Genomic DNA, 23954 nt, shown 5'->3' with positions numbered 1-23954 from the left:
ATAGGTAGTACATGAGCACCTCAGACCACGAGAACACCCGTTGGTATACGCAATTCTGGGCCTGGTTCGTCATTGGCATTCTGCTGCTCTCGGTAGTCCTCGGCACGACGATGCTGACCGTCGCGATCCGCAACTCCGACACCTTGGTGTCGGACAATTACTACGACGCCGGCAAGGGCATCAACCAGTCGCTGGAGCGAGAAAAGCTCGCCGAGCGCCTGCAAGTGCGCGCGCAGGTGACGCTCAACGACGAGCGCGGGCTGGCCGAAGTGCAACTGAGTGGTAACAGCGGGCCCCAGCAACTGGTGCTCAACCTGATTTCGCCGACGCAGCCCGAACGCGATCGCCGCATTGTGCTCCAGCCCCAGGGCAACGGCTTTTACCAAGGCCAGATGCAAGAGCCGGTTACCGGCAGACGTTTCGTCGAACTGCTCGGTCGTGAGGGCGACCAGGACTGGCGTCTGTTCGAAGAGAAGGAAATCGTTACCGGACAGAAGCTCGAACTGAGCTACTGACCGGTCGATGGCAAGCCCAACCCCCTGCTATCACTGCGGGCTGCCGGTTCCCGCCGGCAGTGCCTTTCACGCCCGTGTGCTCGATGAGCAACGGGCGCTGTGTTGTCCGGGCTGCCAGGCCGTTGCGGAGGCGATCGTCCAGGGCGGCCTGGAAAGCTACTACCTGCACCGCAGCGACACCTCCGCCAATCCAGGCGCCTTGCCGCAAGCACTGACTGATGAGCTGGCGCTTTACGATCGCCAGGATGTACAGCAACCGTTCGTGCAGCACGAAGGCGAGCAGGCCAGTACGTCCCTGCTGATTGAAGGCATCAGCTGCGCCGCTTGCGGATGGCTGATCGAAAAGCACCTGCGTGGCCTCGACGCCATTACCGAGGCCAGCCTCAATCTCTCCAATCACCGTCTGCGGGTACGCTGGAACGATGCATCCATGCCGCTCAGCGAGCTGCTCGCCGAGCTGAGACGCATCGGTTACGCCGCACACCCTTACCAGGCCGACCAGGCGGCAGAGCGTCTCGCCCAGGAAAACCGGCGCAGCATGCGCCAGTTGGGGGTGACCGGGCTGCTGTGGATGCAAGTGATGATGGCAACCATGGCCACCTGGCCTGAGTTCAACATCGATCTGTCAGCCGGCATGGCCAGTATCCTGCGCTGGACGGCGCTGTTGCTGACCACACCCATCGTCTTCTATTGCTGCACCGATTTTTTCAAGGGCGCGCTGAGAGACCTGCGGACCCGGCATCTGACCATGGATGTCTCCGTTTCACTGGCCATCGGTGGCGCCTACGTTGCGGGTATCTGGTCAACCGTGACCGGTCAGGGCGAGCTTTATTTCGACGCGGTGGGCATGTTCGCGCTGTTCCTGCTAGCCGGTCGATTTCTCGAGCGGCGCGCCCGCGAGCGCACTGCCACCGCAACCGCACAGCTGGTCAACCTGCTACCGGCGTCCTGCCTGAAGCTCGATGAGCACGGCCAAACGACGCGCATTCTGCTCAGCGAGCTACAGGTCGGCGACCGGGTACTGGTGCAGCCCGGCACACTGATCCCTGCAGATGGCCGTATCGTCAGCGGGCAATCGAGCATCGACGAATCGGTGCTTACCGGCGAATACCTACCACACGCCAGAAGCAGCGGCGATACCGTGACTGCGGGCACGCTTAACGTTGAGGGCGGCCTGACCGTAGAAGTCCAGGCGTTGGGTGACGATACTCGTCTGTCTGCCATTGTCGGTCTGCTGGAGCGGGCCCAGTCGGATAAGCCGCGGCTGGCGGAACTGGCCGATCGGGTCGCACAGTGGTTTCTGGTCATCGTCCTGCTGAGTGCCGCCATTGTCGGCATCGTCTGGTGGCAGATCGATCCGCAGCGTGCCTTCTGGATCGTCCTCGCCCTGTTGGTTGCGACCTGCCCCTGCGCGCTGTCGCTGGCAACGCCGACCGCCTTGACCACCGCCACCGGAACGCTGCACAAGCTCGGGCTGTTGCTCACGCGCGGCCATGTGCTCGAAGGGCTCAATCACATCGACACGGTCATTTTCGACAAGACCGGCACCTTGACCGATGGCCGCCTGACCCTGGGCGAAGTGCGGCCTTTGGCTGGACTGAACGCCGACACCTGCCTGGAACTTGCCGCAGCGCTGGAAAACCGTTCGGAACACCCGATCGCCAAGGCATTCGGCCGGGCACCGCAAGCCGCCGACATGGTCGAGAGCGTTCCAGGCCTGGGCCTGCAGGGTTCGGTCGGCGGCCGTACGCTGCGTATTGGCCAGCCCGATTTCGTCGCGGCCGGCTATGGCGGGAGCGCTCCGGCCATTCCAGGCGACGAGGGCCAGTGGCTGTTGCTGGGCGACTCACGAGAGCCGCTGGCGTGGCTGGTACTGAGCGACCGTTTGCGCGAGGACGCACCTGCCCTGCTGCAAGCCTGCAAGCGCCGCGGCTGGAAGACCGTGCTGCTGTCCGGCGACAGTTCGCCAATGGTCGGCGAGATCGCGCGACAACTCGGCATCGAGTCGGCGCACGGTGGTATGACGCCGACCGACAAGCTTAACCATCTGCAGCGGCTGCAAGACGAAGGACACCGGGTGCTGATGCTCGGTGACGGCGTCAATGACGCACCGGTCCTGGCCGCCGCCGATATCAGCGTGGCCATGGGCTCGGCGACAGACCTGGCGAAGACGAGCGCCGATGCCGTCCTGCTCAGCAATCGCCTCGACAGCCTGGCGCAGGCCTTCGTGGTAGCGCGCCGCAGCCGCCGAATCATTATCGAGAACCTCGCCTGGGCGAGTCTGTATAACGGTTTGATCCTGCCGTTCGCGGCCATCGGTTGGGTCACACCGCTCTGGGCGGCGCTGGGCATGTCGGCCAGCTCCCTGTTGGTGGTGCTCAATGCCTTGCGCCTGGCCCGCACGCCCAACAACCGACAGTCCGCCTAGCCTGGCGTAGGATAGGCCTGTTCCGATACTCCTGCCGTACCGTTACTGGAGGCCCCATGGCCGCGCTTTACATACTGATTCCTGTCGCCGTGATTCTCGTTGCTTTGGCCATCTGGATATTCTTCTGGGCGGTCGACAGCGGTCAGTACGACGATCTCGATGGCCCGGCGCACAGCATCCTGTTTGACGAGGAAGACCCGAAGCATCGAGCCGGCATCGAACAGGCCGACGGACGCGATGAGGAGAAATCCGATCGTGGCTGACCTCCTGCCACTGCTGGTTTCGGCGCTAGTACTCGGCCTGCTGGGGGGCGGCCACTGCCTCGGCATGTGTGGCGGCTTGATGGGCGCCCTGACCATGGCGATCCCGGCGGAGCAGCGCGCCAAGCGCTTACGTCTGCTGGTGGCGTATAACCTGGGGCGGGTGCTCAGCTATGCCGCCGCGGGTCTGCTCATCGGCCTTGCCGGATGGGCGGTAGCCAACAGCCCGGCAGCCTTGGCCTTGCGCATCGTTGCTGCGCTGCTGCTGATCTCCATGGGGCTTTATCTGGCTGGCTGGTGGAGCGGCCTGACGCGTGTCGAGGCCATAGGCCGAGGCCTGTGGCGCCATATCCAACCGTTCGCCAGTCGCCTGATGCCCGTCAAGAGCGTGCCTCGCGCTCTGTTGCTCGGCGCGCTCTGGGGTTGGCTGCCTTGCGGCCTGGTCTACAGCACCCTGCTATGGGCGGCAAGCCAGGGCAATGCGACGGAAAGCGCGTTGTTGATGCTGGCTTTCGGCCTGGGCACGTGGCCCGTGCTCCTGGCCACCGGCCTGGCCGCTGAACGACTCATGGCCTTGCTGCGCAAGCGCGGTGTGCGAATCGCGGGCGGCGTGACCGTAATCCTTTTCGGCTTGTGGACGCTTCCCGGCCCGCATCAGCAATGGTTGATGGGCCATGGCGGCGCCACTGTCGAATCGCAGCCCGCCACCCAGCATCACCACTGATGCCCGCGCGCAGGCGGACGCATACGCCCCGGCCAGCCGCCTGCCCGCTCTCGCTCAAGGTTCTTTCGGTAGCTGACGCTTGTGCGCCGATTTGTCGTAGGTGTCTATAATGATCTGCGCCGCCTCGTCCGGTACCGGCTGGCCCTGCAGAAAGGCATCGATGTTCTGGTAGGTCACGCCATGCGCGGCTTCGTCCGGCTTGCCGGGCGACAGATCCTCGAGATCGGCGGTCGGGACCTTCTTGACCAGTTGCTCGGGTGCGCCTAGCGCGGCCGCCAGCTCACGGACCTGATGTTTGACCAGCCCCGCCAGCGGTGTGAGGTCACAGGCACCGTCGCCGAATTTGGTGAAAAAACCCATCACCGCTTCGGCCGCATGGTCGGTGCCGATCACCAGCCCCTGGCGCGCATTGGCAATCGTGTACTGAGCCACCATGCGCATCCGCGCCTTGGTGTTGCCGAGCACGAAATCCCTCTTCTCCGGCGTCAGCGTTTCAAGCGCCTCGGTCGCCCGCGACAACCCCAGCACGGCGGCGCCGATATTGACTGTATGACACTCGTCCGGCTTGATCATATCGACCGCCAGCTGTGCCTCGTCTTCGTCATGCTGAACCTGATACGGCAGGCGGACCGCGATGAAGCGGTAATCGTCGCCCTCCCCGGCGGCACGCATGCCTTCAACCGCGCGCTGTGCGAGCATCCCTGCGGTGGTCGAGTCCACGCCACCGCTGATACCGAGAACCAGCGTCTTCATCCCGGAGTCGCGCAAACACGACTGGATGAAGGCCACCCGCCTGTCGATTTCGGCCTGTACAGCGGCTGGACCATCGAAGGGTGGGCAGACCTTGAGTGCGGCAGCGATCTCTTGCTGGCGGGCGTGCATGAGTGTCTCCTGTGCGAGTGAGCGATTCGGAATGCTAGTTTGACTAATCGACCACAATCGAGCGAATAAATCTCCTGCGACGTACCACTAATCGTGGCATCCCTGTCGGACCGGACTCGCTTGATACAGGTCAAGTCTGCGCAGCGGCGTGCATCCTAGAATCCCGTCACCGCACTCAACCGAGAACGTGAGATGCTCGACGCCATTCGCTGGGATGCCGATCTGATCCATCGTTACGATCAGGTTGCGCCGCGATACATGACTTACCCGACTCCGCTCCAATTCAGCGGCAAGCTGGGGTCGTTCGATTTGTTGCACGCCATGCGTCGCAGCCGGCAGGCCAATCGGCCGCTTTCGCTGTATATCCATCTGCCGTTCTGCACCAAGGCCTGTTACTACTGCCGCTGCAACAAGGTGATCACCGATGACCGCAGCCGTGCGCTGCCCTACCTGGAGCGGCTGGAGAAGGAGATCGAACTGATCGCCTGCCATCTGGGCGCTGATCAGGTAGTCGAGCAACTGCACTTCGGCGGCGGTACGCCGACCTTTCTCAGTCATGGCGAGCTGCGTCTGCTGATGGCGCATCTGCACAAGCATTTCAATCTTCAGGACGACGATCACGCTGACTTCAGCATCGATATTGATCCACGCGAGGCGGACTGGCCAACGATGGGGTTGCTACGCGAGCTTGGCTTCAACCGGGTCAGCATCGGCCTGCCGGACCTGGACCCGGACGTGCAGCGCTCGATCAATCGGTTACAGACGCTCAGGCAAACCCAGACGATCATCGAGGCCGCCCGGACGCTGCAATTCCGCACGATAGACATCGATCTGCTCTTCGGGCTACCGCTGCAAACGCCAGACAGTTTCGCGCAAACGCTCGAGACGGTGATCGCACTGCAGCCAGACCGGGTATCCGTTTCCAGCTACGTGCATTCACCAGAGCGCTACATAGCGCAACGACGAATCAACGCGGCCGATCTGCCCAGGGACGACCAGTTGCTGGCGATGCGGCAGCACGCCGTAAAGCGGCTGGGCGGTGCCGGCTACCGCTATATCGGCATGGATAACTTCGCAATGCCCGATGACGAGCTGGCCATGGCGCAGGAAGACGGCACGTTGCAGCGCAACTATCAGGGCTATACCACGCATGGCCATTGCGACCTGATCGGCCTGGGCGTTTCGGCAATCAGCCAGATCGGCGACCTGCACGTTCAGAACAGCAGCGACCTGACCCAATACCAGCAAGCGCTCGACCAGGGCCAACTGCCTACGGTGCGCGGCTTGCGCTGCAACCAGGACGACCACATCAGAAGACGCGTCATCCAGGCGCTGATCTGCGATTTCGAGCTGCGCTTCGGTGAAATAGAAGAGCTGTATGCAATCGACTTCAAAACCTACTTCCAAAGCAGCTGGCCCGCCCTCGAACAGATGGCCGCCGACGGGCTCATCGCCCTCGAGGACGAGGCCATCCGCATTCTGCCGGCCGGGCGTCTGCTGGCCAATGTGGTCTGCATGCAGTTCGACCACTACCTGCCGCCACAACCTGTTCCATACATGAGCCGTGCGATCTAGCCCAAGCGTCGCCTGCGACCCTAGCGCCAATTGGCCTATGGCCCCTGCCTGAGTTAATCTTGCGCGTCCCGTAGGGTTTTTTCAGGAACCGCCAATGTCCGAGTCGATCAAGGTCCGCAAGCAGCCGCAAGCGCATTGCAAGGACTGCAGCCTTTCCGGCCTGTGCTTACCGCTTTCATTGAATATGCAGGACATGGAAGCGCTGGACGACATCGTCAAGCGCGGCCGCCCGCTGAAGAAAGGCGAAATGCTTTTCCGTCAGGGCGATGCGTTCAGCTCGGTGTTCGCCATCCGTTCCGGCGCTCTGCGGACATTCAGCGTCACCGATGCCGGCGAAGAGCAGATCACCGGCTTCCACCTGCCCAGTGAACTGGTCGGGCTGTCCGGCATGGATACCGAGACCTACCCGGTTTCTGCCCAGGCGCTCGAGACGACATCGGTCTGTGAAATACCCTTCGAGCGTCTCGACGAGCTCAGCGTGCTGTTGCCGCAGTTGCGTCGTCAATTGATGCGCATCATGAGCCGCGAGATTCGTGACGATCAGCAAATGATGATGCTGTTGTCGAAGAAGACCGCCGATGAGCGGATTGCGACATTCCTGGTCAATCTTTCGGCACGCTTCAGTGCGCGGGGGTTTTCCGCCAACCAGTTCCGCCTTCCCATGTCGCGCAATGAAATCGGCAGCTACCTGGGCCTGGCCGTCGAAACGGTGTCCCGCGTATTCACTCGCTGCCAGGCAAACGGCCTGCTGGAAGCCGAAGGCAAGGAAGTGCGCATCCTCGATTCCATTCGTCTTTGCGCCCTGGCGGGCGGAAACATGGACGCCTGAGGCGTCTGGAGCCCGTAATGATCTTTGACGAATTTTCCATCAAGAAGCTGATACGCCCGGTACCCGACTTTCCTAAGCCAGGCGTGGTGTTTCGGGACATCACTCCGATGTTGCAGTCGCCCAAGGCGCTGCGCATGGTGGCGGACAGCCTGATCCAACGCTATGTCGAAAGCGGTTTCAGCCATGTTGGCGCACTGGACGCCCGCGGCTTCATCATCGGCTCCATCATTGCCTACGAGCTGAACAGACCGCTGATCCTATTTCGCAAGCAAGGCAAACTCCCTGCCGACGTATTGGCGGCCTCGTACTGCACCGAGTACGGCGAAGCCTATCTTGAAGTGCACGCCGACAGTCTCTGCGAAGGTGATTCGGTGCTGTTGCTGGACGATCTGATAGCCACGGGCGGCACCCTGATTGCCGCCGCTCAGCTGGTGCGCCGGATGGGTGCGCAGATCCATGAGGCCGCCGCCATTATCGATCTGCCCGAGCTCGGCGGATCGCGCAAGCTGCAGGACATGGGCATCCCCACCTTTACCCTGACCGCATTCGAGCTGAACGAGCGCTAACGTGCGCCGCACGACCGCAATGATCATCGGTGCCGCCGCGCTGGCGCTGCTGGCCTGTGGTTCGCCGTCGTTCGCGCTCGATCGCAACGCCTTGCTCGACGAGGCGAACCTATTGCTGTTACCGCGGGAACGGCCTCTGCCGAGCGTGAGCCTGGTGGATGAACAAGGCGAGGCGGTCACGACCGAAGCCTTGCGTGGCCGCTGGCACCTGTTGTTCTTCGGCTTCACCGCTTGCCCGGATGTATGCCCTACGACACTGAGTGACATGCGACAGCTGCTTGGGCAGTTGCCACCAGACGTCCGCGAGCAGCTGCAGTTGGTACTGGTCAGCGCCGATCCCGCGCGCGATACGCCAGAAGCCTTGCGCAGCTACCTCGGTCATTACCGCGCGGGATTCAAAGGATGGACGGGCGATCTGGCACAACTGCAGGTTCTGTCCAAGGCGCTTGGCCTGCCTTTCATCCCGGCGCATGAAACCGAAGGCGACTATAGCGTCAGTCACAGCGGCAATCTGGCGGTCGTTGACCCGCAAGGGCGTTTGCGTGGCCACATCCGCGCCCCGCTCAAGGTGGACGGGTTGCGCGAAGCCTTGGCGCAGCTGATCGAAGGCGAGTGACGCGTTTTACCGCTTCAGTGGCAATCCAGCGTGTCAGCCAGCACATAGGCCTGAAACGCGACTTCGTCGATCCAGTATTGGGTGACACCGACCATGGCCTGATGTCCCTGATCATTGGATACCAACTGATCGATCCGCTGCTGTAGCGTTGCGTCTGACGCTTCGATTCGCAAGGTCAGTGCAACGTCCTCCAGCGCAGGCAATAGCCGGTTATAGCGACGCCATTCCGGCAGCTCGGCAATCTGTCGCAGCAATCGCTGATCACCGACTACTGCCTGGCATTCGCCGAGCTTCAAGCCGATCAGGGCCTGCGCTGCGCTGTCGTAGGCACGCGCGATACCGCCGAAGCGAGAAGCCACCGTGGCGGCATAAGGATGCCCGCCAGTGACACAGAACGGCTTGTCAGCGAGCTGCCCCCAATCGGTCGGGCCTGCTTCGGTTGAAGTGAGCGCTGCGACCTCGCTGGTGTAATAGATGGCACCCGACGCCAGGCTCCCCATATGCAGATCAGCCTGGGCTGCCGAATCCGTCAATTCTATGTCCCGCCCCAGCCTGTCGGCCATCGCCTTCAGCCAGGCCGCTTCGAACCCTTCGTTCATCGACTCCGCCGGTGCAGCGCTGAGCGGTCGATAACCGTCGACCAGCACAGCTTGTAGCGGCGCCCCGAGCGCGCTAGTCGGGATCGACAACAGGAGTATCAGCCGCAGCAGACGTGCGTTCACAAGTCCCCTCAGACGTACTGGTAGCGCAGCATCCGTTGTTTGAATTTCTCCAGCACCACCTGATCGATCATCGTCGCCAGGATGGCGATGACCAGAATGTTCATCATGACGCCGACCATGTCGGCGATCTCGCCGGAGTACGCCAGCGAGCGGCCCAGGCCCTGGCCGAAACCAATCAGCATCTCAGCGGAGATCAACGCCCGCCAGGCGTTACCGAAGGCCAGCTGCGCACCGGTGATCAACTCGGGCATCACGGCCGGCAGGTAGACCCGACGCAGCAGCTGCCAGCGCGAGGCGCCCATAACCCGAGCGGCGGAGACGTGAACCGGTTGAACGCTTTCTGTCGCGTTCATCACCGACAATGCCATGGGGAAGAATGCGGCCAGCGCAACCACCACGATGATCGGCAGATTGCCGAAGCCCATCACTATCAAGAACAGCGGCACCCAGGCGATCGACGGGATAGACTGCAGGATCACGATGGCCGAGCGGAGGATCTCGCGGAAGAAGAACAGCACCCCGCCCACCAGACCGAAACCGATGCCGAACAGCAAGGCAAAGCTGTAACCACTGCCCAGCCGGCTCATGCTGCCGTAGAGTCCCTCGCGAAACGCCGGCTCCTGGACCGTGGCCAATAGCCGCTCGAACACGACGGGGATGCCGGGCATCAGAAACGCAGGCAGGCTCCACGCCGCGATCTGCCAGATCAGCAGGATGAACAGGATCGCCAGTACCACGGCGAGGTATTTTTTCGGACCGGTAAGACGTCGTCCCTGGCTCATCAGTGCCCTACCTCCGTCTTGACACCCAGCAAGCGCAGAATCTCGCGCCGCTCTGCCGCGAACTCGGAAAGATCGTGGCTTTTTTCGCAATGGGTGAAATTGAACGTTTTCAGCACCCGTGCCGGCCGCGCGCTGAACACCAGCACGTGATCAGCCAGGTACAGTGCCTCATCGACGTCATGGGTCACCAGCAGAACGGTGGGCTGATGCTCGTCGATCAGTTCGCGCAGTACATCCTGCAGGGCCATGCGCGTCAGTGCATCGAGCGCGCCGAAAGGCTCATCGAGCAGCAGCACTTCCGGTTTGGCGATGAATGCGCGTGCCAGCGCAGTGCGCTGACGCATGCCGCCGGAGACCTGATGAGGGTAGTACTGCTCGAAGCCGTCCAGACTCACCCGAGCGAGCCATGCCTTGGCCTGGTCGAACGCCTCGGCCTTGGCTACGCCCTGCAACTCCAGCGCCATGGCGACGTTGGCTTGCAGCGAAAGCCATGGGTACAACGCATGCTCCTGGAACACAAGGGTACGGCGCGGGCTTGGGCCGGGAATTGGCGTGCCGTCGGCAAGCACGCGGCCCGCCGTCGGGTTCTCCAACCCAGCGACCAGGTGCAGCAACGTCGACTTTCCACAACCCGAGGGGCCTACGAGGGCGACCAGTTCGCCCTGGGCGAACTCCCCACTAAACCCTTTGATGACTTCGAGCTGCCCGAAGTGCTTGTCTACTGCTTCAAACCGGAGCTGCATAACGCGTTGAGGTCCTTAAGGATCTGCCGGTACGGCAAGCTTCAATGACACTGCCCGGCACTGGGGCCGGGCAGGTATGGACGAACCACCTCGCGTCAGAGTTCGCGAGATTGCTGCCACGACAGGTCGAGAATCGCGCTGGTGTCGAACGGCTTGCCGTCACGGGTTTTCAGCGAGCCGAGGTCCTGGAGGATGTCGGCCAGCTGCTGGATACGCGCCAGGTCGTCACTGTTCAGCTTTGCGCTGAACGTCTGGGTGGCGATGGCTTCTTCGATGACGACTTCACGCGGCAGGTCACCACGGTTAAGGGTCTTCAAGGTCGGTTCTGCGATGAAGTAGTCCGCGATGAGCTTGGCGGCTTCGGCCGGCTGCTTTTCCAGCAACTCGATCGCGTCGCGCTGGGCGTCCAGCGATTTCCAGACGACGTCCTTGCGCTTCTCCAGGGTTTCCCCGGACGTGATCACCACCATGCAGGGGAACGGCCACACCTCGCCGATCTCATAGATCTGCTTCACCGGTGCCACGAGCTGGGCAATGCGGTCATAGGGCTCGAAGAGGAACGCTGCATCGGTGCGGCCCGAAACGAGGGACTGGACCGCAACCGCCGGGCTGGTCCCCATGATGTTTACATCGTTGGGCGACAGCCCGGCATCCTTCAAGGTGACGCCACGCAGGACTGCGTCAGCGGTGCTGCCTTCTTTCTGCGAGGCGAGGATCTTGCCTTTCAGGTCAGCGACTTTTTCGATGCCGGTACCTTCGCGCGCGACTATGGAGTGATAGCCCTGCTGCGCGCCGCCCACGACCTTGAGGTCGGCGCCCTTGGACGCCCAGGCCACCGCGTTGGTGAAGCCAAGAACACCGGTATCCAACTGGCCACCAATGATGGCCTTGATCAGATCGGTCCCCGAACTGAACTCGACGAGCTCGACATCCAAACCGTGCTTTTTATAGAACTCGCCCTCGTAAGCCACCATCGCCTGGGCATCGTCCATGACACGGATATAACCAACCTTGAGTTTTTCCTGTGCTTGCGCAAAAGCGCTCAACAACAACAGAGCGGGAACCAGCCAGAGTTTCGCCTTCATCTCGACCTCGCGTTCTTAGCATGCAGTTATAACCAAAACGAAGCAGGTAATTGCTTCTGGTTATTAACCTAATCTGGCTTAGAACTTTACACGAAGCTCAGGCAGTTCGGCACTACTTAGCAGCGATAAGAAATAAACACCGGGTTATAAGCCTTTGCAGGCATGGTTACAAAGTGATGGTTTTCCGCCCTGCCAGTGCGTGAGCAAGCGTGCCACCGTCCACCAAGTCAAGCTCGCCACCCAGCGGCACCCCGTGGGCAATACGGCTTAATGTCAAACCCTTGGGAATCAACAGCTGAGCGATATAGTGAGCGGTCGCCTCACCTTCGACGGTGGGATTGGTCGCCAATATCGCCTCATGGAATTCGCCTTCCGCGACGCGAGCGAGCAGCTCGGGAATACCGATGGCCTCGGGCCCAAGGCCATCGAGGGGAGACAAATGCCCTTTGAGCACGAAATAGCGTCCACGGAAGCCGGTCTGCTCCACCGCAAACACATCCACGGGGCTCTGCACGATGCACAACAACGAATCGTCCCGGCGCGGGTCGGCGCATTGCGGACAGAGATCATCCTCACTCAACGTGCGGCATTGGCGACAGTAGCCCACCTCCTCCATGGCCCGGGTGAGCACCTGAGCCAAGCGGAGACCACCACTACGGTCGCGCTCGAGCATTTGCAGAGCCATGCGTTGTGCGGTTTTCTGGCCGACTCCGGGCAGAATTCGCAGCGCGTCTATGAGTTGGCGAATCAGCGGGCTGAAGCTCATGAGGGTCTCGATGTAGGAGTAAAGGCTGAAAGCTGGAAGCCAAAGTCTATAAGGCGAAAGTGGTCAGTACACCGACAATTCCGGGTCAACGCTCCTGCGAGAGCAGGCTGTATATGGCGCGTGTTTAGCAAGCGCGCCATCCGCGGCGAGCGGTGCGAGCCCGGTGCTCAAAGGCTTCGCCCCGAGGCCGGGCCTCCCACAAAAGCGAGCCGTGCGTGCCGCGCATGCTCTGGAAGCCCTGTAGCGAGTGGCGTGGGTTCGGTCTCCCAGCTTCGCCCCGGGTTAGGGCTCCCACAAAGCGGGCCGCGCGTGGCGCGCATGCTTGGGAGGCATTCCCGCAGCGAGTAACGGGGTTCGGTGCTTCAAAAAGCTTCGCCCCGGGGTAGGGCCTCCCACGAATGCGGGCCGTCGACATCTCTCTTCAGCCTGCAGACTTCAAGACGCTTTTTTAGAATGGCATCTTGAAGCCTGGCGGCAGCTGCATGCCATCGGTCATCCCCGCCATTTTTTCTTTGCTGTTCTGCTCGATCTTCCGCACCGCGTCGTTCATGGCTGCTGCGATCAGGTCCTCGAGAATTTCCTTGTCTTCCTGCATCAGGCTGTCGTCCAGGCTGACGCGTTTGACGTCATGACGGCCATTCATCACCACGCTCACCAGGCCGGCTCCGGATTGGCCGGTGACTTCGGCATTGGCTAGCTCTTCCTGCATCTTCTGCATCTTTTCTTGCATCTGCTGCGCCTGCTTCATCAGCCCGGCCATGCCACCTTTCATCATGAGAAATACCTCGGATCAGCTTTCGGAGTGTTCGACGGGTTCGATAGTACCGTCGCGAATGACGGCGGCGAACTGTTGCATCAGTTGCTGCACGACTGGATCGGCTTGAATCGATTGCTCTGCGGCCCGCTGGCGCTCGCCACGGCGCCGAGATGCAGCCTGAGCAGGGGTTTCCTGCTGCGGCGCCTGCAACTCGATGTCCAATTGCAGGGTGCGTCCATGATATTGATTCAAGGCGTCGTTCAAGCGCCGATGTTGAGTGGCGTTGAACAGCGCACTTTGCGCCGGATCCAGGTGCATGAGCCAGCGATCATTCTCAACGGACACCAACGTACAATTGGCCGCGATGCTTCCTGTCAGCCCGCCCAGCCCCAGCTTCAGATAAATCTCTTGCCATTCTGCGGCCAGACCAGTGGCAGGCTCGACCGCAGGCATCGGCTCGGCAGGAGCCTGCGGCTCGGGGGCCAGGTCATCCAGCCCATCAAGGAACGCTTCGGCTTGCGTTTCGACCTCGAAGTAATCCTCGTCGGTCAGCGGCGGCTCATCGTCATCCGGCTCGCTCACCTCAACAACTGTGGCCACATGCTCGGGCGGGTCGATGGATGCGGTTCGCTGTTCCAGCGCCTCGCCCTCGACTGCGACGGGAGGCGTGGCAGGCGGTTCGTTCCAGGGAACGTCGACGACCGGCGGATCCAAGCTCGGCCCGGCAGGCTCGGGCGGCTCAGCGGGCATGCTTTGCCTCGCGGGCTCTGGCTCCGGCTCGGTGCGCGGGCCAACCGTCGCTGGCATCGAGTCCGACTGCTCACGCGATGAAGGTGCGGGCGTAGCGGCCGGCGGCACCGCACGCGGCGTTTGCGCATCACGAACCGGCGCAGCCGATGGTGCTGGACCGGCCACCTTGGTCGTTCCGGAATCAGTCGTGGCCGGACTGATTCCCAAGTGCTTTAGCGGTGTTCGCGGTGCGTCTTCAGCGTCTGCGGGACGGAACGCGAGCATGCGCAACAAGACCATCTCGAAACCACTGCACGGATCAGGTGCCAACGGCAAATCACGACGCCCGATCAGGCCCATCTGGTAATAGAACTGTACATCCTCGGCCGGCAGCGCCTGAGCCAGCGCCAGCACCCGATCACGGTCGCCCTGCCCGTTATCGATCGCGTCCGGCAACGCCTGGGCGACAGCGACACGGTGCAACACGTTGAGCATTTCGGCCAGCACACCGCCCCAGTCGGGCCCCTGTTCAGCGAGGTGGCGCACCGCCTCGAGCAGCGCTCGGGCATCGCCTTCGAGCAGGGCCTGCAACACACCGTAAACCTGACCATGATCGAGCGTGCCGAGCATGCTGCGCACATCGGCCGCGAGCACCTTGCCCTCGCCGAAGGCAATAGCCTGGTCCGTCAGACTCATGGCATCGCGCATGGAGCCGTCAGCGGCGCGACCGAGCAACCAGAGGGCATCTTCCTCGAAAGGCACCTGCTCGACGCCGAGCACATGAGTCAAGTGCTCGACGACGCGCTCGGGCGGCATGTTCTTCAGCGAGAACTGCAAGCAGCGCGAAAGAATGGTCACCGGCAGTTTCTGCGGGTCGGTCGTGGCCAGCAGGAACTTGACGTGGGGTGGCGGCTCTTCGAGGGTCTTGAGCAGCGCGTTGAACGAGTGCGACGACAGCATGTGCACTTCGTCGATCAGATAAACCTTGTAGCGACCACGGCTGGGCGCGTACTGCACGTTGTCGAGTAATTCGCGGGTATCTTCGACCTTGGTGCGGCTCGCAGCGTCGACCTCGATCAGGTCGACGAAGCGGCCCTCGTCGATCTCGCGGCAGACCGAGCACTCGCCGCAAGGCGTTGAACTGATGCCGGTCTCGCAGTTGAGGCACTTGGCGATGATGCGCGCGATAGTGGTCTTGCCAACCCCGCGCGTACCGGTGAACAGATAGGCGTGGTGCAGGCGCTGGCTGTCCAGCGCATTGATCAGGGCCTTGAGCACATGCGTCTGGCCGACCATTTCGCGGAACGAGCGCGGACGCCATTTGCGGGCTAGTACCTGATAACTCATAACACCATCGCGGGACAAAGCAGAGGACGCGTAATGCTAGCGGAGCAGGCCGGAAATTGCATCCAGCCTGTCATCCGGCACCCGACGTCCGTCGCATCGCTCCATCGTTCTGTCAGCGCTTCAAGGTCGCACCGAGGGCGTCTACGATCCGTTCCAGCTTCGGCTCGGCGGCGCTGATCTCGATCTGCAAGCTGTCGATTTCCCGGCGTGGTGGGTATTGCTTGCGCAACTGATCGAAGTCGACGCGGCGCTGGCCCTCGTCGCCACCCAGGCTGCGCCGGAACGCGGCGTCGTCGCGCCGAGGATCGTAGACCGCGCGGCAGATGGTCGACAGCATCTCCGCCGGATCGACCGACGCATCGAACGCCAACCCGCGCAGCGGCGCGGCAGGCATCAGCTCAGCCAGTTCGACCTTGGGTTCGATGCCCTTGCTGGCACAGAACGCCTGGTAGATCTGGGCCGTCCCGCGCAGCTTGCCGTCCAGGCTGTAGCCCGCAATGTGCGGCGTTGCGATCCAGCACAGCTCGGCCAGCTCGACGTCGACCTGTGGCTCGCCTTCCCAAACGTCGAGCACAGCCTGGATGTCAGGCCGTCGGGCCAGTTGTTCGCGCAGGGCGGCATTGTCGACGACCGCACCGCGGGCGGCATTGAACAACCAGGCGCCCGGACGTAACTGCGCCAGCCGGGCGCCATCCAACAAATGGAATGTCGAATGCTCGCCTTCCAGCGTCAGCGGTGTATGCAAGCTAATGACGTCGCATTCTTCGAGTATTTCATCCAGGCTGACAAACTCACCGACTTCGCGCGCCTGGCGCGGTGGATCGCAGACACGCACGTCCCAGCCCAGGCCACGCAGGACTTCCACCAGCCTGCCGCCAACTTCTCCGGCACCGATCACGCCATAACGACGGTCGTGCAGCGCCACGCCCTCGCCCTCGGCCAGCGCCAACAAGCTGCCGAGCACGTAATCGACGACGCCACGCGCGTTGCATCCCGGCGCACTCGCCCAGTCGATGCCCACTTCGTCGAAGTAGTCGATGTCCAGATGGTCGGTGCCGATGGTGCAGGTGCCAACGAAGCGCACCGCACTTCCCTCCAGCAACTCGCGATCGACCCGGGTAACCGAGCGAACCAGGAGCACCTCGGCTTGCTCCAGCGCTGCTCTGTTGATACTGCGGCCCGGCATGCGGCGAATGTCGCCATGCTCGGCAAAAAAGGCGTCGACCAGTGGAATGTTTTCGTCGGCAAGGATTCGCATCAGCGGGCTCCGTCATTGATGGGCCCATTCTAGACCGGGCGGCGCCACTCTGCTGCCTTCCCGAAAGGCGCATTCGCGGCGTAGACTAGCGCGCTTCTGTATACAATCCGGAACATCTGCAATGCCCACTGAGTCGAAACTCAGACGGGTTCGCGTTGAACTGCGCACCCTCTTCGCCCTTGCCCTGCCGATGATGGTCGCCCAGCTGGCCAACACCGCTATGGGCTTCGTCGATACGCTGATGGCTGGACGCGTCGGCCCGTACGATCTCGCCGCGGTCGCCCTCGGCAATTCGGTCTGGGTACCGGTGTTCCTGCTGGTGACCGGGATCATCCTGGCGACCACCCCGAACGTGGCGCAGCGCTTTGGCCGCGCAGAATACGAACAGATCGGTCCGCTGGTGCGCCAGGCGCTATGGATGGGGTTCGGCGTTGGCTTGCTGTTCGCCGTCCTGATGTGGAATGCCGAGCCGGTGCTGCACCTGTTGCAGGTCGAGCCGGTTCTGATCGACCCCACCATGGCCTATCTGAGGGCGGTCGCCTGCGGGTTCCCCGCCGTGGCCCTATATCAAGTGTTGCGCTGTTTCAGCGACGGGCTCGGCCATACCCGACCGAGCATGGTGGTGGGCATTCTCGCGCTGACATTGAACATTCCGCTGAACTACATCTTCATCTACGGCAAGCTGGGCCTGCCTGCGATGGGCGGTGTCGGCTGCGGCTGGTCTACCGCGCTGGTCATGGGATTCATGCTGCTGGCGATGCTGTTCTGGGTACGGCGAGCCGAGTATTACCAACCCAGCCAGCTCTTTGCTCGCTTCGACTGGCCGCAATGGTCGGTCCTGAGTCACCTGCTCTCGGTTGGCGTGCCGATCGGTATCGCCGTGTTTGCCGAGGCCAGCATTTTCTCCGTCATCGCACTGTTGATCGGCGCGCTGGGGGCCACGGTGGTGGCCGGCCACCAGATCGCGCTCAATTTCACTTCGCTGATTTTCATGATTCCCCTGTCGCTGGGCATGGCAATCACCATCCGGATCGGCCAGGCGCTAGGACGTGGCGCGCCTCGCGATGCGCGCTTCGCCGCCGGGGTCGGAATCGTGTCCAGCCTGGTCTACGCCTGCTTCTCGGCAGGCTCGATGCTGCTGTTCAGCGAGCAGATCGCCCGCATCTACACCCCCGACCCGGCGGTGATCGCCGTCGCTGCCAGCCTCTTCTTCTACGCCGCGCTGTTCCAGTTCTCCGACGTGGTCCAGGTGACCGCGGCAGGTGCTCTGCGTGGCTACCAGGACACCCGCATGACGATGATTTTCACCCTCTTCGCCTATTGGGGGATCGGCCTGCCGGTCGGCTATGCCTTGGGCCTCACCGATATGTTTGGCGAACCGAGCGGCCCGGCCGGGCTCTGGCAGGGCCTGATCGCCGGCCTGAGTTGCGCCGCTGTCCTGTTGACCATCCGCCTGGCACGTAGCGCCCGCCGTGAAATTCGCCGGCAGCCGGGTCAGGCCCCCATGAGCCAGCCATGATGGAGCTGGCGCTCAGATCTCGAGCGCCAGCATGGCCGCACTCAGCAGCAGGAAGCCGCTGAATAAAAGACGCAGCAGACGCTCCGGTAGCGCGTGCGCAAGCTTCACCCCAAGACTGATGCTCAGCAGCCCGCCGATGGCCAGCGGTACCCCCAACGCCCAATCGACCTGCCCGTGGGTCGCATAGGTGACCAGCGTGACAGCCGTGCTGGGTGCAGCCAGAGACAGGGACAATCCCTGCGCCACAACCTGGGACGTGCCGAACACAGCGGTCAGCACCGGCGTGGCCAGCACCGCGCCGCCGACACCGAACAAGCCTCCCAATGCACCCGCCCCGGCACCCAGCACGCCCAGCCACGGCCAAGGGTGGCGCAGCTCGGTCCCGCCGGGCTGTGGCCGTATGAACACGCGTGACAGCGTGTAGATGGCCAGGGCGACCAGAAAACCGATGAAACCGACACGCATGCGTCCGGCATCCAGAGAGACCGCCACAGCAGCACCGGCGATGGCGAAGCAGAAACTGGCGACACCCAAGGCTGCGGCGTGGCGTGGATCGATCCGGTTACGCTGGTGATAACGCCAGATGGCCAGCATGACATTGGGCACCACCATGACCAACGCCGTGCCTTGCGCCACTTGTTGATCCAGATCGAACAGTACGCCCAGGACCGGAATCGCGATCAGCCCACCGCCGATTCCGAACAGCCCGCCAAGGGTTCCCAGCGCCAAGCCCAATACGACGTTCAGCCCGAATTCGACGAGTCCCATGATCGTGTTCCAAGAAAAAACGCCATGCTACTCAGCGCCTTCTAGCAGGCATATGCACAAGCGCGCACAATGGCTTTGCCTTTTTAGCAAAGCAGAAGACAACCATGGACGCCAACGCCCTGACCAGTCAGTTCAGGCTGTTTCTCGACGTGCTCGATAGCGGAAGCTTTTCCGGGGCGGCTCGCCTGCACGCCCTGACCCCCTCCGCCGTCGCGCGGCGTATCGATTCACTGGAACGTTCGCTCGGTTGCCAGCTGGTCAGCCGCAACACTCATTCGGTCAAACCGACCACCGCCGGCCAGGTATTCGCCGAGCGCGCCAGGCGCATCGTTCAGGAGCTGCAGCTGGCGCGGGTGGAGATCACCTCTTTGCAAAGCGCACCGGAAGGTCGCATCCGCATCGATGCGCCGGCGCCGTTCGGGCGCAGGCACCTGGCGCCCGCGCTGTCCGAATTCCTGCAGGCCTATCCGGGAGTGGACATTCAGCTACGGCTGATCGATAGCTTCGTCGATCTGGAAGGTGAACATCTGGGCGAGGTCGATCTGGTTCTACGTATCGGTCCGCTGGCCGACACACGCCTGGTCGCCACGCCATTGGCGCCGATGACGCGTATTGTCTGCGCCAGCCCGGGATACCTGCAGCAACGAGGCATGCCCCGGACGGTAGCGGATCTGCCCGCTCACGACGGGCTGGATTGGGACGCGCTGGCACCGCAACATGCCTGGCGTTTCGAGCATGGCGGCAAACGACAGGTGCTGCGACCCAAGCGCTTGCGCATGGTGGCGAACAATGCCGAGGCGCTGTTGTGCGGTGCGCTAGCTGGCCTGGGCATAGCGCATCTGCCGACCTGGTTGGTCAGCGAGCATCTGCTACGTGGGGAGCTGTTGCCGCTATTCTGCGAACAGGGTTTGCCCGCACCAGAACCAAGCGGCATCTACGCCTTGCGCCTGACGCGTGAAGCCGACTCCAGGAGCCGGCTGTTGCTGGAATTTTTGAAACGCCGCTTCGGCCCGGTCCCGCCATGGGACCAGGCACTGCAAAGCGGACTTCGTTTCAACTCAATGGAACAGTGATCAGACGGCGCAGCCCGACAGCTCCTGCGTCACGCCCCAGCCATCCACTACACCACCCAACGGCTCGACCAGGTTCTCCAGGTCCTGCTCGAAATCGCCTATGCCATCGAACGTGGCATACATCACCTTGCTGACCTGCAGATCCCAGGCGCCGTCGTCGCGCGGCGCTATCTGGGTGTTGACCGACTCGCCACGAAAATTGCTGGCAGCAGCGCAGGCGCGCTCACGGTCTGGAAATACTGCGTAGAACTCGATCGGGTGCACCCGGGCGAAATCGAAACCGCCCTCTTTCATCCTTAGAAGCACATTGCTGCTTACATCCTCATGGAAGGTGGTACTCATAAAACAACCTCCTCTCACCCATGGATGACGATTTTCAGGAATGGAAAGCCTTGTTCTACCTCGTTGCGGGGGTTGATTGGACAGCGCCAACCTTGGTTTGCCATTAACCGGAATTACGAAGCGGAAAAACCTTACGGTCTCTTAATAGGCCACTGCTCGACCACGGAGTTCGATGAATCCTGGATTGAAGTCCATCGCCATGGTTGCCTCCTTCGCCTCGGACGGCACAGTCACGTTCCGAACATACGGCGTATGAGTCGCCACTGCAATGGCGCATCGAGCTGCACTGGCCGCCGGACTCGGGCGCAGCCAATCCATGGCCGCGCACCAACCAGCTTAGCCGTTGCTGGGCTTGTTGATGGCCTGCAAAACGTACTGCGGCAGCGCAAATGCGCCGAGATGGATGTGCGGATTGTAGTAGCGGGTGACGATGCCACTTCCGATGAACCGCTGGTGCAGGGTTTCGAGGGACAGCTTGCGGCTGTCGGAATCACATGCGCCCCAGGCGAACGTCATGGCGCCGCCGATATAGGTAGGCACCGCCGCCTGGTAGAAATGCCAGTCAGGAAACAGGCCGGCCATGCGCTTGGCCGTGGTCTGCACTTCGCTCAACTGCATGAACGGGGTGCCGTTCTGGGTGACCAGAATCCCGCCATCGTTGAGGCAACGGCGGCACGCCTGATAGAAATTCTCGGAGAAAAGCACTTCGCCCGGCCCGATGGGATCGGTCGAGTCGGAAATGATCACGTCGAATTTTTCTTCGGTGGTCGCCACGAAGCGCATGCCATCGTCGATCACCAGATTCAGTCGCGGGTCATCGAAGGCGCCCTTCGAATGCTCGGGCAGGAACTCTTTGCACATCTCCACCACGGTGCCGTCGATCTCGACCATGGTGATGCTTTCGACGTCACGATGTTTGGCGACCTCGCGCAACATGCCACCGTCGCCGCCACCGATGATCAGCACGCGCCGCGCCAGGCCGTGGGCGAGGATCGGAACGTGGGTAAGCATTTCGTGATAGATGAATTCGTCCGCCTCGGTGGTTTGAATCACCCCGTCGAGTGCCATAACGCGGCCCATGCGGGCATTTTCGAAGATGACCAGATGCTGATGCTCGGTGCGCACCTCATGCAGCATTTTGTCGATACTGAAGCGCTGGCCGTATCCCTCGTAGAGAGTTTCCTGATAATCGCTCATGGGGTGTCTCCCTGATGGATGGCGTAACAGACACGCGGCGCACGGTCAGTGCACGCCCGTTTGGCAAAGAGTCGCATTCTACTTTGGTCCCATGACAGGTTGGAACCATCTGCTTTGAAAGCGCATCCGGTGAAGACGCGCCTATCAATGGCAGCTATCGTCACGTCATGACGCCCATTCATCTCCCCTACCTGGCACCGTGGAACTGGTCGCAGTTTCACGAGCATTTTGCACTGCGCCTGCTTCCTGGCATCGAGGCGCTCGAGCCCATGCGCTATAGCCGCACGGTACGGATGGGCGCCGATGTCGGCTGGTTCAGTGCCCAGCCGCTAGCGGACCAGACGGCTCTCACGCTGACCCTCAGCGATTCGCTACAGAGTCACGCTGCTGCATTGGCCGCGCGGGTTCGCAGGATGTTCGATCTGGATGCGGATCCCGCCGCCACGACACGGCATTTCGCCGACGACCTACTGCTCGGCCCGTTAGTCCGCGCGAACCCCGGCTTACGCTTGCCCAGCGCCTTCGACCCGTTCGAGCAAGCCGTGCGGGCAATCGTCGGTCAGCAGGTTACGGTCAAGGCTGCGGTCACCATAACCCGGCGGCTGGTGGAACGCCTTGGCACGGAACTACCACAGGATTTGTCCGACCGCGCGAGCGGCCTGCTCAAACTGTTTCCCAGCCCGCAGGCCATTGCCGAAGCCCGGCTGGACAGCATCGGCATGCCGGGCAAGCGCGTCGCGACGCTGCAACGCCTCGCGGCTGCGGTGGCGGATGGCACCCTGACCTTGCAGATCGACGATGGCGTCGACGCGCTCATTGGTCGGCTCTGCGAACTGCCCGGAATCGGTCCCTGGACCGCCGAGTACATCGTCCTGCGTGGGTTCGGCGATGCAGATGCGTTTCCCGCCGCCGATCTTGGCCTGCTGAAAGCACCACTCTGGGGAAGCCAGGGCATCACTGCCAGACAGTTGCTGGTGCGCGCAGAGGCCTGGCGACCTCGGCGAGCTTATGCTGCCGTGCACATTTGGGCGGACTATGAAAACGCATTGGCGTTAACGAAGCAGAAGGCAATCAAGACGATGCGAACGGGCGCCAGCCCCATCGTGACGAGCCGGACGCAGCCTTCGGCGGAGTGACGCAAAGTCGAGCTCTTCTGAACTGTTGAATGGCTGTCCGAACCAGACAGGACGGGAGCTACGGACCGAAGCAAAACCCTTAACCAGATCTGAAAAATCGCGGTATGCGCCTCTCAATCAAGGCGCGACCGCGCACAGCCTGAGCGCCTTGCGTGCCGCGCGCGATTCACAAACGGACCTTGCCGAGGTGCCCGGCCGCAATGAACCACATCATCAAACCTACCACCGGCAACAGCACGATGACGAGGCTCCAGATGATTTTGCGGCCGATCTCGATACGCGTGCGCCAGACCTGAACGATGGCAATCACATCGACCACCAGCACGATCAGGGCCAGCAGCGTACTCCAGGTCGCCACGCGTCAAGGCCTCAGGTTGCGGTCGTCAGGACGGTTACCGCGCGGCCCCATGATCCCCCAGATGATCAGTCCGAGAACCGGCAGGATGACGATCAGCAGCACCCAGAGGGCTTTTTTGCCCGTTGTGCTGTCGCTACGGAGCACGCTGACGATGGCCCAGATATCCAGTGCCAGGATAAGCAGGCCGAAAATACCGCCAAAGGCATCGGTCATGGCAAAACTCCAAATTACGGTGGGTTCGTAATTAGGATGCCTGGGCGGTATGAGGGTTCACTGCCAGCCCGGCCGGGGCGTCAGAATCGGGCCGGATCGATCATATCGAAGCCGCCCACCACCTGGTGACCTGGCAGCGTGCCGCCCTCGCGAGCCAGGCCGCAGGTATGCATCCCGGCCAGGCGCGCGGCGTCCAGCTCGTCCACCACATCGGAGAGAAACAGGATCGCATCGGGCGGCAAGCCGATCGCGGCGGCGATGCGCACATACGAATCCACCTCGCGTTTGTGGCCGCTACCGGTATCGAAATACCCGGAGAACAGCGGCGTCAGATCGCCCACCTCGGCGCAGCCGAAGATCAGTTTCTGGGCCTGCACGGATCCCGATGAATAGACATACAACGCGTAGCCTTGCTCGTGCCAACGGCGCAGCGCGCGAACCGCATCGGGATAGACATGCCCCTTGAGCTCACCCGCGCGGTAGCCTTCTGCCCACACCATGCCTTGCAGCGCTTTTAACGGCGTGGCTTTGCGATCGGCCGCGATCCACTCCAACAAGATCGCCGCGACGCGCTCGGTGCTGGCATCCAACTCGCCGCTTTCCCGACGTACCGCCTCGATCTGAGCCGCGACCGACGGCTGCTCCGCATGATTGCGCACATACGCAGGAAGGTGCTCGCGGGCATATGGAAACAGCACGTCGAAGACGAAGCTCACCGCGCTGGTGGTGCCTTCGATGTCGGTCAGAATGGCTTTGATCGGCAT

The 23954-nt window shown here is 62.2% G+C and carries 26 protein-coding genes; 11 read left to right on the top strand and 15 right to left on the bottom strand.

What is annotated here, in order from left to right; all coding sequences use genetic code 11:
- The first annotated feature begins 11 nt into the window (after positions 1 to 11).
- The 4 genes from KCX70_RS09850 to KCX70_RS09835 are packed head-to-tail and all read left to right on the top strand — an operon-like array spanning position 12 to position 3927.
- Positions 12 to 515, top strand: coding sequence for a FixH family protein (locus tag KCX70_RS09850; RefSeq protein WP_212620052.1), 504 nt, complete (start codon positions 12 to 14; stop codon positions 513 to 515).
- Between the two features lie 7 nt (positions 516 to 522).
- Positions 523 to 2943, top strand: a complete 2421-nt coding sequence (locus tag KCX70_RS09845; RefSeq protein ID WP_212620051.1) for a heavy metal translocating P-type ATPase — start codon at positions 523 to 525, stop codon at positions 2941 to 2943.
- Positions 2944 to 2999: 56 nt separating this feature from the next.
- Positions 3000 to 3206, top strand: coding sequence for a cbb3-type cytochrome oxidase assembly protein CcoS (gene ccoS, locus KCX70_RS09840; RefSeq protein ID WP_021207911.1), 207 nt, complete (start codon positions 3000 to 3002; stop codon positions 3204 to 3206).
- Positions 3199 to 3927, top strand: coding sequence for a sulfite exporter TauE/SafE family protein (locus KCX70_RS09835; protein WP_212620050.1), 729 nt, complete (start codon positions 3199 to 3201; stop codon positions 3925 to 3927). Before ccoS ends, KCX70_RS09835 begins: the two co-directional genes overlap by 8 nt.
- A 54-nt stretch (positions 3928 to 3981) precedes the next feature.
- Here the strand turns inward: KCX70_RS09835 and nadE are convergent, their stop codons facing one another.
- Positions 3982 to 4809, bottom strand: a complete 828-nt coding sequence (gene nadE / locus KCX70_RS09830) for an ammonia-dependent NAD(+) synthetase (RefSeq protein WP_212620049.1) — start codon at positions 4807 to 4809, stop codon at positions 3982 to 3984.
- A 192-nt stretch (positions 4810 to 5001) separates the two neighbouring features.
- Here nadE and hemN point away from each other — a divergent pair, with 192 nt between their 5' ends.
- The 4 genes from hemN to KCX70_RS09810 all read left to right on the top strand — a co-directional run bounded on the left by hemN (position 5002) and on the right by KCX70_RS09810 (position 8395).
- On the top strand, positions 5002 to 6384 hold the full coding sequence (gene hemN / locus KCX70_RS09825; protein WP_212620048.1) for an oxygen-independent coproporphyrinogen III oxidase: 1383 nt from the start codon (positions 5002 to 5004) through the stop codon (positions 6382 to 6384).
- A gap of 94 nt (positions 6385 to 6478) precedes the next feature.
- Positions 6479 to 7213, top strand: coding sequence for a fumarate/nitrate reduction transcriptional regulator Fnr (gene fnr, locus KCX70_RS09820; protein ID WP_102850835.1), 735 nt, complete (start codon positions 6479 to 6481; stop codon positions 7211 to 7213).
- A gap of 17 nt (positions 7214 to 7230) precedes the next feature.
- Positions 7231 to 7779, top strand: a complete 549-nt coding sequence (locus tag KCX70_RS09815; protein ID WP_021207916.1) for an adenine phosphoribosyltransferase — start codon at positions 7231 to 7233, stop codon at positions 7777 to 7779.
- A gap of 19 nt (positions 7780 to 7798) precedes the next feature.
- On the top strand, positions 7799 to 8395 hold the full coding sequence (locus KCX70_RS09810) for an SCO family protein (protein WP_212620314.1): 597 nt from the start codon (positions 7799 to 7801) through the stop codon (positions 8393 to 8395).
- 14 nt (positions 8396 to 8409) lie between these two features.
- Here KCX70_RS09810 and KCX70_RS09805 read toward each other — a convergent pair whose 3' ends face one another.
- From KCX70_RS09805 to pdxB, 8 genes are all read right to left on the bottom strand, one after another.
- On the bottom strand, positions 8410 to 9117 hold the full coding sequence (locus tag KCX70_RS09805) for an amino acid ABC transporter substrate-binding protein (RefSeq protein WP_212620047.1): 708 nt from the start codon (positions 9115 to 9117) through the stop codon (positions 8410 to 8412).
- Between the two features lie 8 nt (positions 9118 to 9125).
- Complete coding sequence (locus KCX70_RS09800; protein WP_021207919.1) at positions 9126 to 9899, bottom strand: ABC transporter permease; 774 nt, start codon at positions 9897 to 9899, stop codon at positions 9126 to 9128.
- Positions 9899 to 10642, bottom strand: coding sequence for an ABC transporter ATP-binding protein (locus KCX70_RS09795; protein ID WP_212620046.1), 744 nt, complete (start codon positions 10640 to 10642; stop codon positions 9899 to 9901). Before KCX70_RS09795 ends, KCX70_RS09800 begins: the two co-directional genes overlap by 1 nt.
- A 95-nt stretch (positions 10643 to 10737) precedes the next feature.
- Complete coding sequence (locus KCX70_RS09790; protein ID WP_102850840.1) at positions 10738 to 11727, bottom strand: ABC transporter substrate-binding protein; 990 nt, start codon at positions 11725 to 11727, stop codon at positions 10738 to 10740.
- Positions 11728 to 11893: 166 nt separating this feature from the next.
- Positions 11894 to 12493 carry a recombination mediator RecR gene (gene recR, locus KCX70_RS09785; RefSeq protein ID WP_212620045.1) on the bottom strand — a complete coding sequence of 200 codons (600 nt, stop codon included), beginning with the start codon at positions 12491 to 12493 and terminating at the stop codon, positions 11894 to 11896.
- Between the two features lie 448 nt (positions 12494 to 12941).
- Positions 12942 to 13268: a YbaB/EbfC family nucleoid-associated protein gene (locus KCX70_RS09780; RefSeq protein ID WP_021207923.1), complete on the bottom strand. Its 327-nt coding sequence runs from the start codon at positions 13266 to 13268 to the stop codon at positions 12942 to 12944.
- A gap of 15 nt (positions 13269 to 13283) precedes the next feature.
- Positions 13284 to 15326 (bottom strand): DNA polymerase III subunit gamma/tau, encoded by a 2043-nt coding sequence (gene dnaX / locus KCX70_RS09775; RefSeq protein ID WP_212620044.1) that lies wholly within the window; start codon positions 15324 to 15326, stop codon positions 13284 to 13286.
- 112 nt (positions 15327 to 15438) lie between these two features.
- On the bottom strand, positions 15439 to 16584 hold the full coding sequence (gene pdxB, locus KCX70_RS09770; protein ID WP_212620043.1) for a 4-phosphoerythronate dehydrogenase PdxB: 1146 nt from the start codon (positions 16582 to 16584) through the stop codon (positions 15439 to 15441).
- Positions 16585 to 16705: 121 nt separating this feature from the next.
- Here pdxB and KCX70_RS09765 point away from each other — a divergent pair, with 121 nt between their 5' ends.
- On the top strand, positions 16706 to 18103 hold the full coding sequence (locus KCX70_RS09765; protein ID WP_212620042.1) for an MATE family efflux transporter: 1398 nt from the start codon (positions 16706 to 16708) through the stop codon (positions 18101 to 18103).
- 12 nt (positions 18104 to 18115) lie between these two features.
- On the opposite strand, the gene KCX70_RS09760 is transcribed toward KCX70_RS09765, so the two are convergent.
- Positions 18116 to 18871 (bottom strand): sulfite exporter TauE/SafE family protein, encoded by a 756-nt coding sequence (locus KCX70_RS09760; protein ID WP_021207927.1) that lies wholly within the window; start codon positions 18869 to 18871, stop codon positions 18116 to 18118.
- Positions 18872 to 18975: 104 nt separating this feature from the next.
- On the opposite strand from KCX70_RS09760, the gene KCX70_RS09755 reads away from it, so the two are divergent.
- Positions 18976 to 19944 (top strand): LysR family transcriptional regulator, encoded by a 969-nt coding sequence (locus tag KCX70_RS09755; protein ID WP_102846029.1) that lies wholly within the window; start codon positions 18976 to 18978, stop codon positions 19942 to 19944.
- Here KCX70_RS09755 and KCX70_RS09750 read toward each other — a convergent pair whose 3' ends face one another.
- The gene (locus tag KCX70_RS09750) at positions 19945 to 20286 is read right to left on the bottom strand and encodes a ribonuclease E inhibitor RraB (RefSeq protein WP_021207929.1); all 342 of its coding nucleotides are present in this window, start codon (positions 20284 to 20286) and stop codon (positions 19945 to 19947) included. It lies immediately after the preceding gene.
- Between the two features lie 336 nt (positions 20287 to 20622).
- Positions 20623 to 21483, bottom strand: a complete 861-nt coding sequence (speE, locus tag KCX70_RS09745; protein ID WP_102850846.1) for a polyamine aminopropyltransferase — start codon at positions 21481 to 21483, stop codon at positions 20623 to 20625.
- 167 nt (positions 21484 to 21650) lie between these two features.
- Here speE and KCX70_RS09740 point away from each other — a divergent pair, with 167 nt between their 5' ends.
- A complete protein-coding gene (locus KCX70_RS09740) occupies positions 21651 to 22619 on the top strand; it encodes a DNA-3-methyladenine glycosylase family protein (protein WP_212620041.1) in 969 nt (322 codons plus the stop codon).
- A gap of 166 nt (positions 22620 to 22785) precedes the next feature.
- Here KCX70_RS09740 and KCX70_RS09735 read toward each other — a convergent pair whose 3' ends face one another.
- The 3 genes from KCX70_RS09735 to mtnC form a co-directional block, all read right to left on the bottom strand.
- Positions 22786 to 22977 carry a PLDc N-terminal domain-containing protein gene (locus KCX70_RS09735; protein WP_212620040.1) on the bottom strand — a complete coding sequence of 64 codons (192 nt, stop codon included), beginning with the start codon at positions 22975 to 22977 and terminating at the stop codon, positions 22786 to 22788.
- A gap of 3 nt (positions 22978 to 22980) precedes the next feature.
- Complete coding sequence (locus tag KCX70_RS09730; RefSeq protein WP_021207933.1) at positions 22981 to 23190, bottom strand: PLD nuclease N-terminal domain-containing protein; 210 nt, start codon at positions 23188 to 23190, stop codon at positions 22981 to 22983.
- Positions 23191 to 23270: 80 nt separating this feature from the next.
- Entirely contained in the window at positions 23271 to 23954 is a 684-nt protein-coding gene (mtnC, locus tag KCX70_RS09725) for an acireductone synthase (protein WP_102850849.1), read from the bottom strand.

Source organism: Stutzerimonas stutzeri, assembly GCF_018138085.1.
Lineage (GTDB): Bacteria > Pseudomonadota > Gammaproteobacteria > Pseudomonadales > Pseudomonadaceae > Stutzerimonas > Stutzerimonas stutzeri_AI.
This window is presented reverse-complemented; position numbering and strand designations above follow the sequence as displayed.